Here is an 18919-nt window from a genome sequence, read left to right as displayed (position 1 = left end):
GTGACAAAACCTGAATCCTGGTCGTTAAAGTGTTTGTTTGCACTCATATTTTAACTGTTAGGACTCAGGTTTTTTTATTTAAAGCAAACTATGGGACAGCAGTGGTCGCAAGACTACCTTTTTATTTTTTATCAATGGCTAAATATGCTAACGTATAGCGGTTTGATGAGCAGATGATAGAAAAACATGTTGAAACAACGTACCCTACAGCGTGTCGTGAAAGCGAGCGGTATTGGTCTTCATAGTGGGCAAAAAGTCTTAATTAACTTTGTGCCGCACCATGTGGATGGGGGTATTGTATTTCGACGTATCGATTTAGATCCGCAGGTGGACATTCCTGCAGACGCCATGCTGATTCAAGAAGCATTTATGTGTTCAAACTTGGTTCAGGAAAATGCCAAAGTCGGGACCATTGAGCATGTCATGAGTGCCATTGCAGGACTGGGGATTGATAACCTGATTATTGAAGTTTCGGCTTCAGAAGTTCCGATTATGGACGGTAGTGCTGGTCCATTTATTTACCTGCTGATGCAAGGCGGACTACAAGAACAGGATGCACCGAAAAAATTTATAAAAATTTTAAAACATGTTGAAGCATTCATTGATGATAAGCGTGCAGTATTTCATCCTCATGATGGCTTCCAGCTCAACTTTACCATTGATTTTGATCATCCTGCATTTAAAAAAGAATATCAGTCAGCAACCATCGACTTTTCTACCGAAACTTTTGTCTATGAAGTCAGTGGAGCACGTACTTTTGGTTTTATGAAAGATCTGGATTATCTAAAAGCCAATAATCTGGCCTTGGGGGCGAGTCTGGACAATGCCATTGGGGTAGATGAAACTGGTGTGGTCAATGAAGAAGGGCTTCGCTTCTCAGATGAATTTGTCCGTCACAAAATTCTGGATGCAGTCGGGGATTTATATCTCTTAGGCCACCAGATTATTGCCAAATTTGATGGGTATAAGTCCGGACATGCCTTAAATAATCAATTATTACGCAATGTTAAAAGTGATCCAAGTAATTACGAAATTGTAACATTTGATGACATTAATCAATGCCCAATTTCTTATGTAAGTGTGACATAAGTTATTGTCTTTTAATGCACACGTTATAATATAACAAAATGAATTGTTAAGCAGTTCACATGTTTTTTTTCTTAATTCAAAGATATGCCTAGATTGGTTACTTTTTATTTCTTGCCAAACGTAGCATAGCTTGGCTAAGCTTAGGGTCGCTTACAAAGTCAGCAGCACCACGCAGTAAGTCTTGAGTATCTGGACTAAGGGATCGGGACAGAGATTGGGGTTTTAAAGGGGGTTGCATCTGAATTCTTAATCGTACTTGCAATTTTTGTAAGTCTTTAAATTCAGGTAATTGTAACAATTGTGAGATATATTGCTTTTGAAGATAGGCAAGCTGGCTAATCATGGCTTGATTTGCACCCGTAATCGTCAAAATGCCATGTTGATAACAAACAACTTGCCATTGCTCCGGTTGGGGCAATATTGGTTGAATGAGTTTTGTAAGTTTCTGCCATGCAGCAACTTGTGTAGAGAGAAACGTAAAGTTTCCTGTTTTTAAGTGTTTTCTTGTTTGTTGAAAGATGTTAACTGGTTCCGACATACATTGTTCCTACATACTTGTGTCTTAATCTTACGCACTTCTTTTAGTGGATATCAAGGAAGAGATCACGCAAGGACATTGACTAAGAACAGTTAAAAGAGGTTTTTTATGCATACGCGACGTATTTTATTAGCGTTTTCATTGGCAGCTTCTGCCGCATCTGTGGCTTTTGCAGATTTAGTTGAATTAAATCCTAACTCTAATAATGTATCGGAAGATCGCATTGAACAATTGACTCGTACTTTGGCTCAAGGGTCTTATGCAGAGTCAAATGATATTGATCTTCCTGCTGAAACCAGAATGAATGTTCAATTGCGTGAAAAAACAATTGAATTAAACAATGAACCATTGGCTAAAAAATATGGTTCAAAGAATTCACAAACTTATTCTGGCAACGCTTACTCCTGGTTAGTATCTCATCCCCTTCCAGCTATGAAACGTGTGAGCTCAGACTTTGGTGGCCGTACCATGGGTGGCCGCGCTGAAAATCACTCTGGTCTGGATTTGTCCGCACCAAGCGGTACGCCTATTTATGCGACTGGCCCGGGTGTAGTGACCAAATCGGGTTGGGGTACAGGTTATGGCCAATACGTGGAAATTAATCACGGTAATGGCTATTTAACCCGTTATGCGCATGCATCGCGTTTAATTGCCCGTGTTGGTGATCGTGTAGAAGCTGGAGAGCACATTGCCAATGTGGGTTGTACAGGTCGTTGTACCGGTCCACACTTGCATTATGAAGTCGTGAAAGATGGACAACGCAAAAATCCATCAACTTATTTAGCAATGTTGCCATAAGTTGATAAATACAGATTTGTATATTCGTTAAAGAGTAACTCTAGAACCTTTAGAGCTTTCGAATATAATAGTATCATTCAAGAGAATAGTTATTGTATAAAAAACCGCCTTTATTGGCGGTTTTTTGTTTTATTGCGTAAAGAATGGTCAACGAGTATTTATTATCTAAATAATAGTGGTATTCCGTATTCAGCTGTAGCGATAACTGATGCCCTCTAAAGTATGGTACATATAGAGACTATAAATAAGCTCAAGGAATAGGTGAAATATGGCGTTTTATGGTGATACCGACGCGCAAGAAACCCAAGAATGGCAAGATGCATTTGACTCGGTTTTACAGCATATGGGTACAGAGCGTGCTGCATTTTTGTTAGAAAAGCTCTATCAGCGCGCGATTGCCAAGCATGTTCCTATTCAGCGTCTAAATACTCCTTATCTTAATACCATTTCAGTTGAAGAAACCCCGGCTATGCCAGGCGACCAGGATATGGAGCGCCGTATCCGTGCCCTGATTCGCTGGAATGCCTTGGCAATGGTGTTACGTGCCAATAAGACCGGTGACGACCTGGGTGGTCACTTGGCCAGTTTTGCATCTTCTGCAACCTTATACGATGTTGGTTTTAACCACTTCTTCCGCGCCAATAGCGACCACTTTGGTGGCGACATGATCTATTATCAAGGTCACTGTGCGCCAGGGATTTATGCACGTTCATTTCTGGAAGGCCGTTTGACTGAAGAGCAACTGAACAATTTCCGTCGTGAAGTGGGTGGCAATGGTTTGCCAAGTTATCCGCATCCTTACTTGATGCCGGATTATTGGCAGTTCCCGACCGTATCGATGGGTCTGGGTCCGATCATGTCGATCTATCAGGCGCATATTCAAAAATACCTGATGAACCGTAGTCTCATTAAAGAAGAAGACCGTAAGGTCTGGGCTTACCTTGGCGATGGTGAGATGGATGAACCGGAAAGTACAGGTGCGATTTCGCTCGCCGGTCGTGAAAAGTTAGACAACCTGATTTGGGTGGTGAACTGTAACTTACAGCGTCTGGACGGTCCTGTTCGCGGTAACGGTAAGATTATCCAGGAACTTGAATCCTTATTCCGTGGTGCCGGCTGGCGCGTGATTAAAGTGGTATGGGGCCGTCATTGGGATCCGCTGCTTGCCAAAGATGAATCCGGTGCTTTAAAAGCTGTGATGGAAGAGGCGGTGGATGGTGATTATCAACGTTATCAGGTAAAAGGTGGTGCTTATACGCGTGCACACTTTTTTGGTAAATACCCAGAAGCTGAAGAACTTGTTAAAGGTTTAAGTGATGAAGACATCGATAACTTAAACCGTGGCGGTCATGACCCTTACAAAGTGTACGCTGCCTATGCCGAAGCAATGAAGTCTACAGGTCAGCCAACCGTAATTTTAGCGAAAACAGTTAAAGGTTATGGTCTGTCTGAAGAAATTGAAGCGGTCAACAAAACCCACCAAATCAAGAAAATGCAGCTTGAATCACTCAAGTATGTACGCAACCGTTTCAATCTGCCATTTACCGATGAACAGCTTGAAGAAGTTCCATTTTACCGTCCAAGTGAAAACTCGCCTGAAATTAAATACATGAAGGCACGTCGTGAAGCATTGGGTGGCTATCTGCCTGCACGTCGTAAAGAAAGTGAAGTTTTGGCAATTCCAGAACTTTCAGTGTTTGATGCGGTATTAAAAGGTTCAAATGGCAAACAGCAATCAACCACGATGGTGATGGTTCGCTTAATTTCAGCGCTGCTGAAAGAAAAAGCCATTAAAGACCGCGTTGTTCCGATCGTACCGGATGAAGCACGTACCTTTGGTTTAGAAGGCATGTTCCGTCAGTTGGGGATCTATGCTGCACATGGTCAGAAATATACTCCCGAAGACCAAGAACAGCTGATGAACTATCGTGAAGCCAAAGATGGTCACATGTTGCAGGAAGGAATTAACGAGGCCGGTGCAATGAGTGCATGGGCAGCCTTGGCAACCAGTTATTCAACCAATAACCTGCCGATGATTCCAATGTACATGTACTACTCGATGTTCGGTTTCCAGCGTATTGGCGATATTGCCTGGGCAGCCGGTGATGCACAGGCACAAGGTTTCTTGTTGGGTGCAACTGCGGGCCGTACTACATTGAATGGTGAGGGTTTGCAGCATCAGGATGGTCATTCGCATATTCTGGCGAATACTATTCCGAACTGTGTGTCTTATGACCCATGTTTCGGTTATGAACTTGCAGTGATCGTACACGATGGTTTGCAACGCATGTATGTCAATCAGGAACGTGTGTTCTATTACCTGACCGTCATGAACGAAAACTATGAGCATCCTGAAATGCCGCAAGGTGTGGAAGAAGGCATCAAACGCGGTATGTATCTGCTTGAACAGGATGATAAAGCCACTGTTCAGCTGATGGGTTCCGGTGTGATTCTTCGTGAAGTGATTAAAGCGGCGAAAATCTTGCGCGATGAATACCAGATTCACTCGAATGTGTGGAGTGTCACCAGCTTCAACGAACTGGCACGTGATGGTATGGCATGTGAAGAATACAATCGCCTGCATCCATTGGCAGAAGACACCAAAGAATCTTGGGTGTCACAACAATTGCGTGAAACAGACGGTATCGTGGTTTCTGCAACCGATCATATGCGCGCATACAGCGAACAGATTCGTGCCTATCTTCCAGACAACCGTCCATTTGTAGCTTTGGGCACCGATGGTTACGGCCGTTCAGATACTCGTGGCAATTTGCGTAGTTACTTCGGTGTGGATGCTGCGCACATTGTTGTGGCAACCTTGAAGAAACTGGCCGATGAAGGTGAGGTTGATGCGCGTTTGGTGAAAGATGCCATCTCCAGCTTTGAACTTGATACTGATCGTCCAGTCGCTTGGGCACCTCAAGCACATCCTGAAATTCAGGCGGTTGCGGACTATAAAGAACAATCAGGTGAGGAGAACTAAGCATGCAAATCAAAACACCTGATATTGGGGTAGATAAAGCCACCGTTGCTGAAATTTTGGTCAAAGTGGGCGATAGCGTTGCGGTAGATGACAGCCTGATTTTGCTTGAATCAGATAAAGCCTCTGTTGAAGTGCCAAGTACTTCGGCAGGGATTGTGAAAAGTATTACGGTTGCAGCGGGCGATGTGGTTTCAGAAGGTTCGGTCCTGATTGAACTAGAAGCTGAAGACGGTTCAACCAGTGCGACTGAAGTCCAGGAAGCAGCTGCTTCACAGAAGACTTCGGAAAATACTCCGACCTCGCTGCCTGATCAGGAAATTATGCAGGAACTGGCATCCCATCAACCAGCAGCTTCTGCACCGAAGGCTCCGACTGGCAGCTCTTCAATTGTTGAAGTGCAAGTCCCTGACATTGGGGTAGAAAAAGCCCTGGTCGGCGAAATTTTGGTCCAGGTAGGTGATGAAATTGCTGTCGATCAAAGCATTGTAGTGGTGGAATCTGATAAAGCCACTGTAGAAGTGCCAAGTACCGTTTCAGGTACGGTTGAGAGCGTTGAAGTTCGGGCAGGCGACACAGTCAAAGAAGGTGTGGTTCTGCTCAAAGTGAAAACTGCATCTTCAGCTGTTGAAGCAGCACCAAGTACAGCTTCTACAGAAACATCTTCTGTGAATGCGCCAAAAATAGAAACATCAGTTCAGGCACCTGTAGCCTCTGCACCAAGCGGAGACGTTGAAATTGCTGTGCCTGATCTGGGTGTAGATAAAGCTGTAGTGGCGGAAATTTTAGTTCAAGTCGGTGACACGGTTGAGGCGGATCAAAGCATTATTGTGGTTGAATCTGATAAAGCGACCGTTGAAGTACCAAGCTCATCGGCAGGGGTAATTAAAGCCATTCACGTACAAATGGGGCAAAATGTCTCACAAGGCATGGCTCTGGTAACCATCGAAGTGGAAGGACAGGCAGTTGTAGCTCAGCCAGCTAAAGTTGAAGCTACTCCTGCAGCCAAAGCAGCACCTGCTCCGGCAGCAGTGCCACAAGCGGCTACATCTGTAGAACAAGCACCCGTTCAATCGGCTGATAAGCTGAGCAAAGAGCAGAATGCTGCCAATGCCAAAGTCTATGCCGGTCCTGCGGTGCGTAAGCTGGCGCGTGAGTTGGGCGTGGTACTTGCTGAAGTGAAGGCATCAGGTGCTCATGACCGCTTGATGAAGGAAGATGTTTTTGCTTATGTAAAAACACGCTTAACTGCACCTCAAGCTGCACCGTTAGCACAGACTGTAGCACAAGTTCCTGGCTTGCCTGCATTGCCAGACTTCTCGGCATTTGGCGGTGGTGAAGTGAAAGCCATGACCCGTCTGCAACAGGTATCTGTGCCGCAATTGTCATTGAATAACTACATTCCACAGGTGACGCAGTTTGACCTGGCAGATATTACCGAACTTGAAGCATGGCGTGGTGAACTCAAAGCTAAGTTTAAACAAGACGGTATTAGCCTGACGATTCTGGCTTTTATTGCCAAAGCAGTCGCTCATCTGTTGAAGGAAGAGCCGTATTTTGCAGGCCATTTGGCAGACGATCAAAAATCGGTATTGCTGCGTAATGAAATCCATATGGGGATTGCCGTGGCAACACCGGATGGTTTGACTGTACCGGTACTGCGTAATCCAGATCAAAAATCAATCAAGCAAATTGCAGTTGAACTGGGTGAGCTGAGCAAGAAAGCACGTGACAAGAAATTGTCACCGAAAGACTTGCAAGGGGCGAACTTTACCATTACCAGCCTGGGTTCAATTGGCGGTACCGCATTCACACCATTGGTGAACTGGCCTCAGGTGGCGATTTTGGGTATTTCACCAGCCACCATGCAACCGGTCTGGAATGGTACAAGTTTTGATCCTAAGCTGATGCTTCCATTGTCATTGTCTTATGACCACCGTGTGATTAATGGCGCAGATGCAGCACGCTTTACCCATAAGCTGACCAAATTGTTGGCGGATATCCGTAGTCTGTTGCTCTAATTTCAGTTTAGGCTACAAAAAACCCTGCTTCGGCAGGGTTTTTTTATGAAATCTTTGGTATTGAGACATACGCAGACTCATTCTTATGATAGGGATAAGATGGTTAACACAGCCGCTTAAAATGATCTTTAATCCAATTTTTGCCATGAGTCGCAATGTTTAGCATTGTCCTGAAATGATATTTTTAAAGTCATTTGAAAATTTTTATCTTTCAGCTTAAAATGCATGCACTTCATTGGGGAGTAGCCGCTTTTTACGCAATGTAAAAAGGTGATGGTCAACATAATTGTTCCACAGAACATGGTCATCATAGCAAAGAACCAAATGATCTTTTGATCATGATTTTCTTTTTGTTGGCAAGACCTTTGATTTACCACTCTGCTCAATTTGGCTAGCAGGAGGGGTGAGTCACAGGTTTTATTATGCTAGCCAGAGAAATACATCATGCTTTCAGCCTTCCTGATTTCTTTAGCTGTTGTTGCCTTGTCTGAAATGGGTGACAAAACTCAATTGCTGGCTTTGCTGCTGGCTGCGCGTTTCCGTAAACCTGTACCAATTCTGATAGCAATTTTTCTGGCGACCGTGGTCAACCATGGTGTTTCCGCTGTCCTGGGGCAATGGATTACAACCGTTCTGAGCCCGACCGTATTGTTATGGATTGTTTCCCTTGGATTTATTGCGATGGCGGCCTGGATGCTGATTCCAGATGAACTGGATGATGAAACTGAAAGCATTAATAAATGGCAAAAATATGGCGTCTTTAGTGCCACGTTTGTTTTATTCTTTCTGGCAGAAATTGGTGATAAAACCCAGATTGCTACCGTGGCACTTGCCGCGCGCTTTGACAGTATAGGCTGGGTAACATTGGGAACTACACTGGGCATTATGCTGGTCAATGCTCCTGCGGTTTTTATTGGTAACAAACTGGCAGAAAAACTACCGATTTCACTGATTCATAAAATTGGTGCAGTTGTGTTTTTAGTGATTGGTGTGGCGGCACTGGTACAACATTATTTCTTTTAAATTTGAATAGCATTAAAAAAATCCTGACATTTTTGTCGGGATTTTTTATTGAGAAATACCGCACAATTTACTGATAAATCTACCAGTATTCAGATGTTATTTTGTTGTAAATTTCCATGAATCCCTATATGTTGAGAGGAATTAAAAATTTAGTTTAAAAACGATATTTTGGGGAATGGGTATGGCGTTTGATCGCACCACATCACAGGTACTATTTGATAATGGTACGCATAAATGTATTAGTTTTACCAGTTTAGTGAAAGGTGAAGGTGTACAGGCAAACCAGTTTCTAATCTTGGATCATGAACGTGCTGCAGTGCTTGATCCAGGGGGCGACTTGACCTATGTTCCATTGACCATGGAGCTGAACAAATATACCCGTCTAACCAATCTTGATTATGTTATGGCCTCCCATCAGGACCCCGACATTATTACTTCTATGCCACGCTGGCTGGTCTATACCGAGGCCAAAATAGTAGCATCAAAATTATGGGCACGTTTCTTACCACATTTGAGCTCGGCTTTCATGAGCGACCGGATGAAAGGGAACTGGCTGGATCGTCTGGTTGAGCTGCCTGACCATGGTCAGGTGATTCCGTTGGGTGAATCGAGCATTGTTGCCGTTCCGGCACATTTTCTGCATTCGGTCGGTAATTTCCAGTTTTATGATCCGATTGCCAAAATTCTGTTTTCTGGTGATATGGGCGCATCCATGGTAGATGATGTCTCTAAACCGCTGGAAAATTTTGCTGCGCATATTCCGAAGATGAAAGGCTTTCATCAACGCTATATGTGTTGCAATAAAGTGATCCGTCTGTGGGTACAAATGGTCCGTAGCATGGATGTGGAAATGATTGTGCCACAGCATGGCACGCCATTTATTGGCAAAGAGCAGATCCATCAATTTTTGGACTGGATTGAAACCTTGGAATGCGGCACCGACCTGATGGACGAAAGCGTATTTACCTGTCCTGAATAGTTCAAGAAAATACAAAATTTTTCTTGAGTCAAAAAACAACATTTTTTATATTTTCTATCCCAAAAAAACTTTTTTGATGACGAGAATTTATAAGAAATGTTGTCTCAAGTTCCTGCACAGGATGCATGTTTAAGCTGTGGCGCATGTTGCGCCTATTTTCGGGTTTCATTTTATTGGGCAGAGGGAATTCCAATGCCCGAAAATTATACTGAACCTGTAACAGCGGTATATTCATGTATGGTGGGAACCAATCAAAAAAATCCTCGCTGTATTGCCCTGAATGGTGAAATAGGCACGCAGGTTAGCTGTGGCATGTATGAGTCACGCAGTTCCTCGTGTAAAGAAGTGCAAATTGCCGATGAACAATGTAACAAGGCCCGTATGGCCCACAATATGATTCCCTTTATCCAGATTGAGGTAGAGGATGCCGAGAATGATGACAGTTTTGAACGTGTCAGCTAGATCGTGATTCATCATCCCAGAATAAAAAAGCAGGGCCCTGGCTCTGCTTTTTTATTTAAAAACACACGGTTTTGATGGGTAAAGCCATGATTAGAGTCTTTTGCACTGGTTAGCGGGGCTTGCGGTGTCTAGGTGATACAGCGCGAGGTTTTTTGTTGTCCAGTCTGAATGAAATACTGATCAGGAAATTCAGCCCGAATTGCGGTATTTAAATTCAAAAACCCAATAATATTCAGTAATCTAAATTTATTTTACATTGCTGCCTGAAATAAGCATGAATAAAATTGTTTTTTTTGTTTATAATAGCGCACGGAAATTACCAGTGAGACTGTTATGTTGACCATCGTTCAAGAAGCTTTAACCTTCGATGATGTCTTATTACTCCCTGCCTACTCAACTGTTCTCCCAAAAGATGTCTCCTTAAAGACACGCCTTACTCGCGGCATTAACTTGAATATTCCTCTTGTGTCAGCAGCTATGGATACGGTGACTGAATCCCGTATGGCAATTGCAATGGCGCAAAATGGCGGTATTGGTATCTTGCACAAAAACATGGACATTGCTGCGCAAGCTGCAGAAGTACGCCGTGTGAAAAAATTTGAAGCGGGTATGGTGAAAGACCCTATCACCGTAACGCCAGAAACCACTGTTCGTGAACTGATCGCAATCACTCAAGCCAACAACATCAGCGGTGTGCCTGTGGTTAAAGATGGCAAGGTTGTCGGTATTGTGACGGGTCGTGATACACGTTTCGAAACCAATCTGGAACAACCTGTCAGTAATATCATGACTGGTCAGGACCGTCTGGTGACTGTTCGTGAAAACGAATCAAAAGAAAATATCCAGGCACTTCTGCAAAAAAATCGCATTGAAAAAGTATTGGTGGTGGGTGATAACAACGAACTGAAAGGTTTGATTACGGTCACTGATTTCCGTAAAGCGGAACTTTATCCAAACAGCTGTAAAGATGACCTCGGTCGTCTACGTGTGGGTGCGGCAGTCGGTACTGGCGCAGAAACACCAAGCCGTGTTGAAGCACTGGTTGAGGCGGGTGTAGATGCCATTGTTGTCGATACAGCCCATGGTCACTCTGCAGGCGTGATTGAACGTGTTCGCTGGGTCAAAGCCAACTATCCGCAAGTTCAGGTGATTGGCGGTAACATTGCCACTGGTGATGCTGCACTTGCGCTTCTTGATGCCGGTGCGGATGCGGTAAAAGTCGGTATCGGTCCTGGTTCGATCTGTACTACACGTATTGTTGCCGGTATTGGTATGCCACAAATTTCTGCGATTGACAGCGTTGCCAATGCATTGAAAGACCAGATTCCTTTAATTGCTGACGGTGGTATCCGCTTCTCTGGCGATATGGCGAAGGCAATTGGCGCCGGTGCAAGCACCATCATGGTCGGTTCATTGATGGCGGGTACTGAAGAAGCACCGGGTGAGGTTGAATTCTTCCAGGGCCGTTATTACAAGGCTTACCGTGGTATGGGTTCATTGGGCGCAATGGCGGGTGCAACAGGTTCTGCTGACCGTTATTTCCAGGACTCTAAAGCCGGTCAGGAAAAACTCGTACCGGAAGGTATTGAAGGCCGCGTACCTTATAAAGGTCCTATGGGTAATATCGTTCATCAAATGATGGGCGGCCTGCGTTCTTCTATGGGTTATACCGGTTCTGCGACTGTGAACGATCTTCGTCAAAATGCCAAGTTTGTGAAAATTACCGCAGCAGGTATGTCTGAGTCGCACGTACATGACGTGACCATTACCAAAGAAGCACCGAACTACCGTGTTGGTTAATTTTTAGTAATCAAAGTCAGGAAAAGCCGTCATTTATATGACGGCTTTTTTGATTTTGGTGTAAAGTATTTGCATGAAAATGGGATGATTAATTTCCCTATAAATGTATAAGAAGTGAGTAGAAAATGAGTTATTTTGGAACAGATGGAATTCGTGGAAAGTTTGGGGAACTTCCGATTACACCTGAATTTGCCCTGAAGTTGGGTTTTGCTGCAGGTAAAGTTTTAAAACAGTTCAGTAATAAGAAAAAACCGATTGTTGTTTTAGGTAAAGATACGCGTTTGTCGGGCTATATTTTAGAATCTGCATTACAGGCCGGTCTAAATGCAGCGGGTGTATATGTGCATTTGCTTGGTCCTTTACCTACCCCTGCGATTGCCCATTTAACCCGTGCTTTACACGCCAGCTTAGGGATTGTGATCTCAGCTTCACACAATCCTTATTTTGATAATGGAATCAAATTCTTCTCTAGCGAAGGCAAGAAACTGCCGGATGAATTACAGGATGCGATCAATAAAGAGCTCGAAAACGAACTCAAAATTGAAGATACCGCAAACCTGGGTAAAAGTGTGCGTGTAAAAGATGCCAATGGCCGTTACATTGAATTCTGTAAATCGACTTTCCCTTACCATTTTGACCTCAGTAACCTGAAAATTGTGGTGGACTGTGCCAATGGTGCTGCCTATAACGTGGGGCCATCGGTTTTTAAGGAGCTGGGCGCCAAAGTCGTAGCACTTTATAATGAACCGGATGGCTTAAACATCAATCAGGACTGTGGTTCGACCCATCCGGAAAACCTGCAAAAAGCCGTGCTTGAACATCAGGCAGATTTGGGTATTGCCTTTGATGGCGATGCAGACCGCGTGATTATGGTGGATAAAAACGGTCAGCAAATTACTGGTGATCATATCCTGTACATTTTGGCTACTCAGGGCAAGAACAAGCCGGCAGGCATTGTCGGTACGGTCATGAGCAATATGGCACTTGAATTGGCTTTGGAAAAAGCCCAGGTTCCATTTGTCCGTGCCAGCGTGGGTGACCGTTATGTGTTACAAGCCTTGGACGAAAAAGGTTGGGTCATTGGTGGTGAACCATCAGGCCATATTCTGACTTTAGACAAGAGTACGACAGGTGATGCCATTATAGCTGCCTTGCAGGTATTGACTGTCATGGTCGAACAGAAGAAAGCCTTACATGAACTGGTTGAAGGTTTCCATTTATTGCCAAATGTCTTGGTAAATGTACGTTTGCAACAAATGTTTGACCCGTATGCTGTGCCTGCATTGGTGGCTGAATTTGATCGGGCTGCAGCACAATTAAAAGGCCGTGGTCGTTTACTGATTCGTAAGTCAGGAACGGAACCGGTCATTCGGGTGATGGTTGAAGGGGATGATCTGCAAGAAGTCACGGCTTTGGCCAATCAGCTTGCAGACAGTGTACGTTCTAACGCAGTATAAGGGAACAATATGAGTGATCTGATTAAAGACTTGAGCGAACTGCGCTTGAGTTACCAGAAAGGGGAATTACACGAAACTCATGTGGCTGAAAATCCGCATGAGCAATTCTTGAATTGGTTTAACCATGCTTTAGAAGCACAACTGCATGAACCCTATGCCATGTCGCTCGCAACTGCGAGTGCACAAGGCCGTCCGCATGTGCGTACCCTATTATTACGTGGTGCGACTGAAGCAGGCTATGATTTTTATACCAATTACGACAGTCAAAAAGGCCTGGATTTGGCAGACAATCCCTATGCCGAACTGTTGTTTTATTGGCCTGAGCAAGAACGCCAAATTCGTGTCGGCGGCCGCGTTGAAAAAATCTCTTTAGAGGAATCAACAGATTATTATCATAAACGCCCGCGAGACAGCCAGATTGCAGCGCATATCAGTACGCCACAAAGTGGTGTGATTGTCAGTCGTGAGGAACTACAGACTCGTTTTCAGATTTTGCAAGATCAGGTGAGCGATAAAGCAGAATTGGCAAAACCTGAATTCTGGGGCGGCTATCGCCTGCAACCGGATTATTATGAATTTTGGCAAGGTCGTCCTAACCGTTTACATGACCGCTTGTGTTATGAAAGAATCGACGGTAAGTGGAACTTACAACGACTCATGCCTTAATGCCAAAAACACTGATTCAGCAAAGACCGTTCATTACACGCCCAGAAAACTTTCAGGGCGTGTCGCCGTTTATTGCGCAAATTTTAGCGCGCCGTGGTGTGCAATCGGAACAAGAACTTGAACTGAAATTGAAGCATCTTTTAGCGCCGACCATGAAGGGTTTAGAGCAAGCGATTCAGCTGATTGACTTAGCTATTGATCAGCAAAAGAAAATCGTCATTGTGGGAGATTATGATGCCGATGGTGCTACCAGCACGGCATTGATGATTTTAGCGCTGCGGGATATGGGTGCAAATGTTTCATATCTGGTGCCGGACCGTTTTAAATATGGTTATGGACTGACGCCTGCAATTGCCGATCTGGCTTTTAGCACTTTTCAGCCAGATTTACTGGTTACGGTAGATAATGGTATTTCCAGCCATGCCGGGGTGGAACAGGCGCAGGCACATGGCATGCAGGTGATTATTACCGATCACCATCTGACTACCAAAGAAACGCCTAAAGCGGAAGCTGTGGTCAATCCGAACCAGTTGGGCTGTGAATTCCCCAGCAAGGCTTTGGCTGGTGTCGGGGTGGCGTTTTACCTGCTCGCCAATTTGTCCAGTTATCGCAGCCAATTAGGAAAATCGACCTCAAAAGTGGTCCAATATCTCGATCTGGTAGCTTTAGGCACTTATGCCGATGTGGCTAGCCTGGATTATAACAACCGTATTCTGGTCGATGCCGGGGTCAAGCGCATGCGGCAAAATCAGTGTCGTGCGGGAATTAGCGCATTGCTGGATATTGCCGGACGTGATCCAGCTTCTTTAAAGGCTCAAGATTTGGGTTTTGTATTAGGTCCACGTATCAATGCGGCTGGACGCATGGAAACCATGGACATTGGCATTGAATGTCTGCTGGCTGCCGATCTGCAAACCGCTTATCCCTTGGCACAACAATTAAATCAATTGAACACTGAGCGTCGTCAGGTCGAGAGCCAGATGAAGCAGGAAGCTTTGTCTGAGCTTACTCAGCTGGAGCTGGACCAAGAGCATTTACCCGCTGCGCTCATTCTGTTTGAGCCACATTGGCATCAGGGCGTGATTGGGATTGTGGCCGGTCGCTTAAAAGAACAGTTTCATCGCCCCAGTATTGTTTTTGCCTCCGATGAAGATGGTATATATATTAAAGGCTCTGCCCGTTCTATAGAGGGCGTACATATACGCGATGCGATTGAAATGATTGCCGAGCAGCATCCCCATTTGGTCAGCCATTTTGGCGGACATGCCGCCGCTGCCGGTTTGACCATTCAGAAACAGCATTTTGATGAATTTAAGCAGGTCTTTGAGGCTTTAATTTCAAATATGGATGAGTCACTGTTTCAGGCCACTTTATGGACTGATGGTGAATTACCGACAGAACATTTTCACATTGAAACAGTCGATTTTCTGCAAAATTTAACCCCCTGGGGGCAAAAGTTTCCATCGCCGATTTTTGAAGGGATATTTAAGGTTCTGGATTATCGCTGGCTGAAAGAAATGCATTTAAAGCTGCGTCTGGCTTTGCAAGATGGTCAAATTGTGGAAGCCATCGCCTTTAATGCACGAAACAAGTTTGAATTTGATGCCATGCAGGGCAGTGTACGACTGGTCTATGAAATTGATAAAAATGAATTCAATGGCAACGTCAGTTTACAGCTGCGCGTGATCCATTTGGAACAATAAAAAAACCGCTCAATTGAGCGGTTTTTTTGTTGATCTTAAAACCTAGAAGCGGAAAGTACCGTTGATTCCAAAAGAGTCTGCACCATCAGTAGTCGTGTAATTCATACCTGCAGCAATGACTGGAGTAAAGAATTTCTGACCACGAATACTGAAAATGGTATCTGAATCTTCAATCGTTGAGTCAGCGAAGGAAATACCAACACTAAGTGTAGGATCGAGGTAAAGGTCTGCACCTAGACGATATGCAGTTTCATCTCCAAAATATGTTGCTCCCTCAAAATTGGTAAAATGATTGCCAATTTGAGTGACGTATTTTGCGCGCAAAGTCACAGCAGTCTCATCTGCTACAGAGGCTAGATTGGTAAAAGTGTCTATGAAACCATTTTTTGAAACATATACCGGATCAATGTTTTCTTTAGAAATACCTGCAGCTAACAGTAAGCCGTTAACTGGTAGGTAACCTGCTTCAATTGCATAACCTGTATTGTTATCAGATACTTTAACAAATTCACTTTCAACAGTCACTTCAGCACGATTTAAGCTTCCAGAAACATAAAACTGTGAGTTAGGGATAAAGAATTCACCATTAATACCTACAGTGTCGATTTCTAAGTCGGCAAAATCATCATCAGTACGGGCATTGGCATAGCCAAGACCGATATTGCTTGCTTTGCTTAAAAAAGCTGCTTCTGCAAGTGGACCATTTTTAGCATTTACACCATTTAGATAATATTTGCCACTGATCGCAAATGTATCGAGATCTCCGCTGTCATCGATATCGGTATTTTCATAGCTCCCATTAATTTCAGCTTGGTAAGCGTGAGCAGTTCCCAGACCAGCAAGAAGTGCTGTAAAGAGCAATTTTTTTAAGCATTTAGATTTCTCTCTTTATTATAAAATATGATTTTTATATTACAATTGTAACGAATTGTATATTAAATAATCGCACAGTCAATCTGTATTTTCTACCTAAATGCTTAATTTGAGGGCAAAAAATAGCCCATCCGAAGATGGGCCATTTATGAAAACTGGTGAAGAAATGCTTAGAAGCGGTATTTGGCAGCTACACCAAATGAGTTGTAGTCGTTATTACCAACTTCACCGAAACCAACTCGACCTTCAAGGCTGACTTGTTGGTTAAAGAATTTACGCGCATTAATGCCAAATTCATTTTGATCAGTTAAGTCGTTGTTGTAGTAATCCGCACCAACACTTAATGATTTATCAATGAAGTAATCGGCAGCAAGATTGAACTCGTCTAGATCACCAAATGATGCACCTGCTTCAAGATTGATGTCTTTACCATTACTCAGCTGGGTCACGTATTTGGCACGAACTGTAGGGTCTACACCATCATCATTGTCGTTGTCATATCCTTTTACACCAGCGGCAATTAATAAGCCTGGTGCTGGAAGATAACCGACTTCAGCAGAATAATAAGTGGTATCGAAGTCATATTTTTGACCCAATACATCACGGTGTTCAGTGTTGTTACGGCTTACATCACCGCCCAGATAGAAATCTGAGTTTGGAACATAAACTTCAGCACCCACACCATAAGTGTTGTCATCTACATCGCCACGATCGGCAAATGTGGCGTGTGCATTGACGTTGCTGGCACGGTCAAGGAATGCCGCTTCTGCAAGTGGCGCATTACGAGTTTGTACGGGGTTAAAGTAATAAGTACCATCTATACCGAAGGCACTACCTGAACTGCCGTTGTCTGGATCAATATAAGCTGCTGCTGCACCGACTTCGGCCTGGTAGGCATTGGCTGTACCTGTGAATGCTAGAGCAGAAAGAAGTGCTGAAGCAATGGCTAATTTTTTCATGGATACTACCCCTCAAATTTCGGTTAAAAATAATACATTTTTTGTTACAACTTTTAGTCTAGAGCAAAACAAAACTAGGTCAATCCACCTAAGGTTACAGAAATGTTTCTAAGGTAATATTGTGTAATTTATATTTATTAAATATTTGAAAATTATCAAAATATTAAAATGTTTTGTTTTATTAAAATTGTGGAGGTTTTATGAATTTAGACGTTTTTTACATAAAAAACCTAGTATTTTGTAACATAAAAATGATTTGAATCTTAAAAATGCTCTCCTGATTAAGTGTTTTTTATAAGCTGTTTTTATGCATTATTTGCTCAATTGTTATTGAATTAAAGCCCTCTAAAACTGCATCGATGCTCTGTGTTATAATTGACGGCTATTTAAGCCTAATATTCTGATTGAGAGTAATTCACGTGGAAATTAATCCTTATCTAAACCAATTAAAAGACTTAAACGACCGTGGTCTGACATTACGGGGGTATCTTTGACTACGATCTGAAAAAGGAACGTTTAGAAGAGGTTCTGCGTGAACTGGAAGATCCTGCGATCTGGAATGACCAAAGCCGTGCCCAAGCTCTGGCCAAAGAAAAAGGCGAGCTTGAGAATGTACTGAATGTACTGGATGGTTTAGCTACTCAGCTTGAAGATGCCCAAGCCATGCTTGACCTTGCTGTAGAAGCGGATGAAGAAGCCATGCTTGAGGATGTTCAGGCTGAACTTGATGTTGCAGAAGCAGAACTGGCAAAACTTGAATTCCGCCGTATGTTCAGTAACCCGATGGACCCGAATCCATGTTACGTGGAGATTCAGGCCGGTTCTGGCGGTACGGAAGCACAGGACTGGGCTTCAATGCTGCTTCGTATGTACTTGCGCTGGATTGAACGTCATGGCTTTAAAGCTGAAGTGATGGAAGAATCTGACGGTGATGTTGCCGGAATTAAATCGGCGACCATTCGTGTAGAAGGCGAGTATGCCTATGGCTGGTTGCGTACTGAATCCGGTGTACACCGTTTAGTGCGTAAATCGCCATTTGACTCGGGTAACCGTCGTCATACTTCTTTCTCTGCCGTGTTTGTATCGCCAGAAGTGGATGACAACATTGAAATTGATATTAACCCGGCAGACGTGCGTACCGATACTTATCGTGCATCCGGTGCTGGTGGTCAGCACATTAACAAAACCGACTCTGCGGTACGTTTAACCCATGCACCAACCGGTATTGTAGTGGCCTGTCAGAACCAGCGTTCACAACATGCCAACCGTGACCATGCCTGGAAACAGTTACGTGCCAAACTCTATGAATTAGAGATGAGCAAACGTAATGAAGCGGCGCAGGCGCTGGAAGATACCAAATCTGATATCGGCTGGGGCAGCCAGATTCGTTCATACGTACTAGATGACTCGCGTATTAAAGACTTGCGTACCAGTGTAGAAACCTCGAATACTGGTGCAGTACTGGATGGTGATCTGGATAAATTTATTGAAGCCAGCCTGAAACAGGGTCTATAAGTTTATTGCGTGGAAAAGCAGAGGCGGGTCCTCTGCTTTTTTAGCTTTAACATTTG

Annotated in this window: 15 protein-coding genes and 1 riboswitch; of the genes, 12 read left to right on the top strand and 3 right to left on the bottom strand. The window is 43.8% G+C overall.

Translation table 11 applies throughout. From position 1 onward, the window contains the following. The first annotated feature begins 186 nt into the window (after window positions 1-186). The gene (lpxC, locus tag ACE01T_RS11660) at window positions 187-1089 is read left to right on the top strand and encodes a UDP-3-O-acyl-N-acetylglucosamine deacetylase (protein ID WP_166170614.1); all 903 of its coding nucleotides are present in this window, start codon (window positions 187-189) and stop codon (window positions 1087-1089) included. Between the two features lie 97 nt (window positions 1090-1186). Here the strand turns inward: lpxC and ACE01T_RS11655 are convergent, their stop codons facing one another. Then, a complete protein-coding gene (locus ACE01T_RS11655) occupies window positions 1187-1627 on the bottom strand; it encodes a DUF721 domain-containing protein (protein WP_086196535.1) in 441 nt (146 codons plus the stop codon). Window positions 1628-1735: 108 nt separating this feature from the next. On the opposite strand from ACE01T_RS11655, the gene ACE01T_RS11650 reads away from it, so the two are divergent. The 10 genes from ACE01T_RS11650 to recJ all read left to right on the top strand — a co-directional run bounded on the left by ACE01T_RS11650 (window position 1736) and on the right by recJ (window position 15516). After that, the gene (locus tag ACE01T_RS11650) at window positions 1736-2425 is read left to right on the top strand and encodes a M23 family metallopeptidase (RefSeq protein WP_395519307.1); all 690 of its coding nucleotides are present in this window, start codon (window positions 1736-1738) and stop codon (window positions 2423-2425) included. Between the two features lie 268 nt (window positions 2426-2693). Next, entirely contained in the window at window positions 2694-5408 is a 2715-nt protein-coding gene (gene aceE / locus ACE01T_RS11645) for a pyruvate dehydrogenase (acetyl-transferring), homodimeric type (protein ID WP_395519306.1), read from the top strand. A 2-nt stretch (window positions 5409-5410) separates the two neighbouring features. Then, window positions 5411-7426, top strand: coding sequence for a 2-oxo acid dehydrogenase subunit E2 (locus ACE01T_RS11640; RefSeq protein ID WP_395519305.1), 2016 nt, complete (start codon window positions 5411-5413; stop codon window positions 7424-7426). Window positions 7427-7651: 225 nt separating this feature from the next. Next, a riboswitch (yybP-ykoY riboswitch) is annotated at window positions 7652-7797 on the top strand. Between the two features lie 73 nt (window positions 7798-7870). Further along, window positions 7871-8449 carry a TMEM165/GDT1 family protein gene (locus tag ACE01T_RS11635; protein ID WP_395519304.1) on the top strand — a complete coding sequence of 193 codons (579 nt, stop codon included), beginning with the start codon at window positions 7871-7873 and terminating at the stop codon, window positions 8447-8449. Window positions 8450-8630: 181 nt separating this feature from the next. After that, window positions 8631-9428 carry an oxygen-binding di-iron domain-containing protein gene (locus tag ACE01T_RS11630; RefSeq protein ID WP_086196618.1) on the top strand — a complete coding sequence of 266 codons (798 nt, stop codon included), beginning with the start codon at window positions 8631-8633 and terminating at the stop codon, window positions 9426-9428. A gap of 96 nt (window positions 9429-9524) precedes the next feature. Continuing rightward, window positions 9525-9890, top strand: coding sequence for a YkgJ family cysteine cluster protein (locus ACE01T_RS11625; RefSeq protein WP_180081420.1), 366 nt, complete (start codon window positions 9525-9527; stop codon window positions 9888-9890). A 333-nt stretch (window positions 9891-10223) separates the two neighbouring features. Then, entirely contained in the window at window positions 10224-11690 is a 1467-nt protein-coding gene (gene guaB, locus ACE01T_RS11620) for an IMP dehydrogenase (protein ID WP_092820514.1), read from the top strand. Between the two features lie 125 nt (window positions 11691-11815). After that, a complete protein-coding gene (gene glmM, locus ACE01T_RS11615) occupies window positions 11816-13147 on the top strand; it encodes a phosphoglucosamine mutase (RefSeq protein ID WP_395519303.1) in 1332 nt (443 codons plus the stop codon). A 9-nt stretch (window positions 13148-13156) separates the two neighbouring features. Next, the gene (gene pdxH / locus ACE01T_RS11610) at window positions 13157-13813 is read left to right on the top strand and encodes a pyridoxamine 5'-phosphate oxidase (RefSeq protein ID WP_166170627.1); all 657 of its coding nucleotides are present in this window, start codon (window positions 13157-13159) and stop codon (window positions 13811-13813) included. Next, window positions 13813-15516 (top strand): single-stranded-DNA-specific exonuclease RecJ, encoded by a 1704-nt coding sequence (recJ, locus tag ACE01T_RS11605; protein ID WP_395519308.1) that lies wholly within the window; start codon window positions 13813-13815, stop codon window positions 15514-15516. The genes pdxH and recJ overlap by 1 nt, the downstream gene beginning before the upstream one ends. A 42-nt stretch (window positions 15517-15558) precedes the next feature. Here recJ and ACE01T_RS11600 read toward each other — a convergent pair whose 3' ends face one another. After that, on the bottom strand, window positions 15559-16377 hold the full coding sequence (locus ACE01T_RS11600) for a putative porin (protein ID WP_395519302.1): 819 nt from the start codon (window positions 16375-16377) through the stop codon (window positions 15559-15561). A gap of 182 nt (window positions 16378-16559) precedes the next feature. Further along, the gene (locus ACE01T_RS11595) at window positions 16560-17348 is read right to left on the bottom strand and encodes a putative porin (RefSeq protein ID WP_395519301.1); all 789 of its coding nucleotides are present in this window, start codon (window positions 17346-17348) and stop codon (window positions 16560-16562) included. A 419-nt stretch (window positions 17349-17767) separates the two neighbouring features. Between ACE01T_RS11595 and prfB the strand changes: the two genes are divergently transcribed. Then, a protein-coding gene (gene prfB / locus ACE01T_RS11590; RefSeq protein ID WP_395519300.1) for a peptide chain release factor 2 occupies window positions 17768-18863 on the top strand; the annotation gives its coding sequence in 2 pieces (ribosomal slippage) (window positions 17768-17839 and window positions 17841-18863; 1095 coding nt in all). Window positions 18864-18919: the final 56 nt, after the last annotated feature.

Source organism: Acinetobacter uliginosus (genome assembly GCF_044130295.1).
Taxonomy (GTDB): Bacteria; Pseudomonadota; Gammaproteobacteria; order Pseudomonadales; family Moraxellaceae; genus Acinetobacter.
This window is presented reverse-complemented; position numbering and strand designations above follow the sequence as displayed.

Coding starts and splice junctions, on each gene's coding strand:
- lpxC (WP_166170614.1), top strand. CDS start 187: ATGTTGAAACAACGTACCCTACAGCGTGTCGTGAAAGCGAGCGGTATT.
- ACE01T_RS11655 (WP_086196535.1), bottom strand. CDS start 1,627: ATGTCGGAACCAGTTAACATCTTTCAACAAACAAGAAAACACTTAAAA.
- ACE01T_RS11650 (WP_395519307.1), top strand. CDS start 1,736: ATGCATACGCGACGTATTTTATTAGCGTTTTCATTGGCAGCTTCTGCC.
- aceE (WP_395519306.1), top strand. CDS start 2,694: ATGGCGTTTTATGGTGATACCGACGCGCAAGAAACCCAAGAATGGCAA.
- ACE01T_RS11640 (WP_395519305.1), top strand. CDS start 5,411: ATGCAAATCAAAACACCTGATATTGGGGTAGATAAAGCCACCGTTGCT.
- ACE01T_RS11635 (WP_395519304.1), top strand. CDS start 7,871: ATGCTTTCAGCCTTCCTGATTTCTTTAGCTGTTGTTGCCTTGTCTGAA.
- ACE01T_RS11630 (WP_086196618.1), top strand. CDS start 8,631: ATGGCGTTTGATCGCACCACATCACAGGTACTATTTGATAATGGTACG.
- ACE01T_RS11625 (WP_180081420.1), top strand. CDS start 9,525: ATGTTGTCTCAAGTTCCTGCACAGGATGCATGTTTAAGCTGTGGCGCA.
- guaB (WP_092820514.1), top strand. CDS start 10,224: ATGTTGACCATCGTTCAAGAAGCTTTAACCTTCGATGATGTCTTATTA.
- glmM (WP_395519303.1), top strand. CDS start 11,816: ATGAGTTATTTTGGAACAGATGGAATTCGTGGAAAGTTTGGGGAACTT.
- pdxH (WP_166170627.1), top strand. CDS start 13,157: ATGAGTGATCTGATTAAAGACTTGAGCGAACTGCGCTTGAGTTACCAG.
- recJ (WP_395519308.1), top strand. CDS start 13,813: ATGCCAAAAACACTGATTCAGCAAAGACCGTTCATTACACGCCCAGAA.
- ACE01T_RS11595 (WP_395519301.1), bottom strand. CDS start 17,348: ATGAAAAAATTAGCCATTGCTTCAGCACTTCTTTCTGCTCTAGCATTC.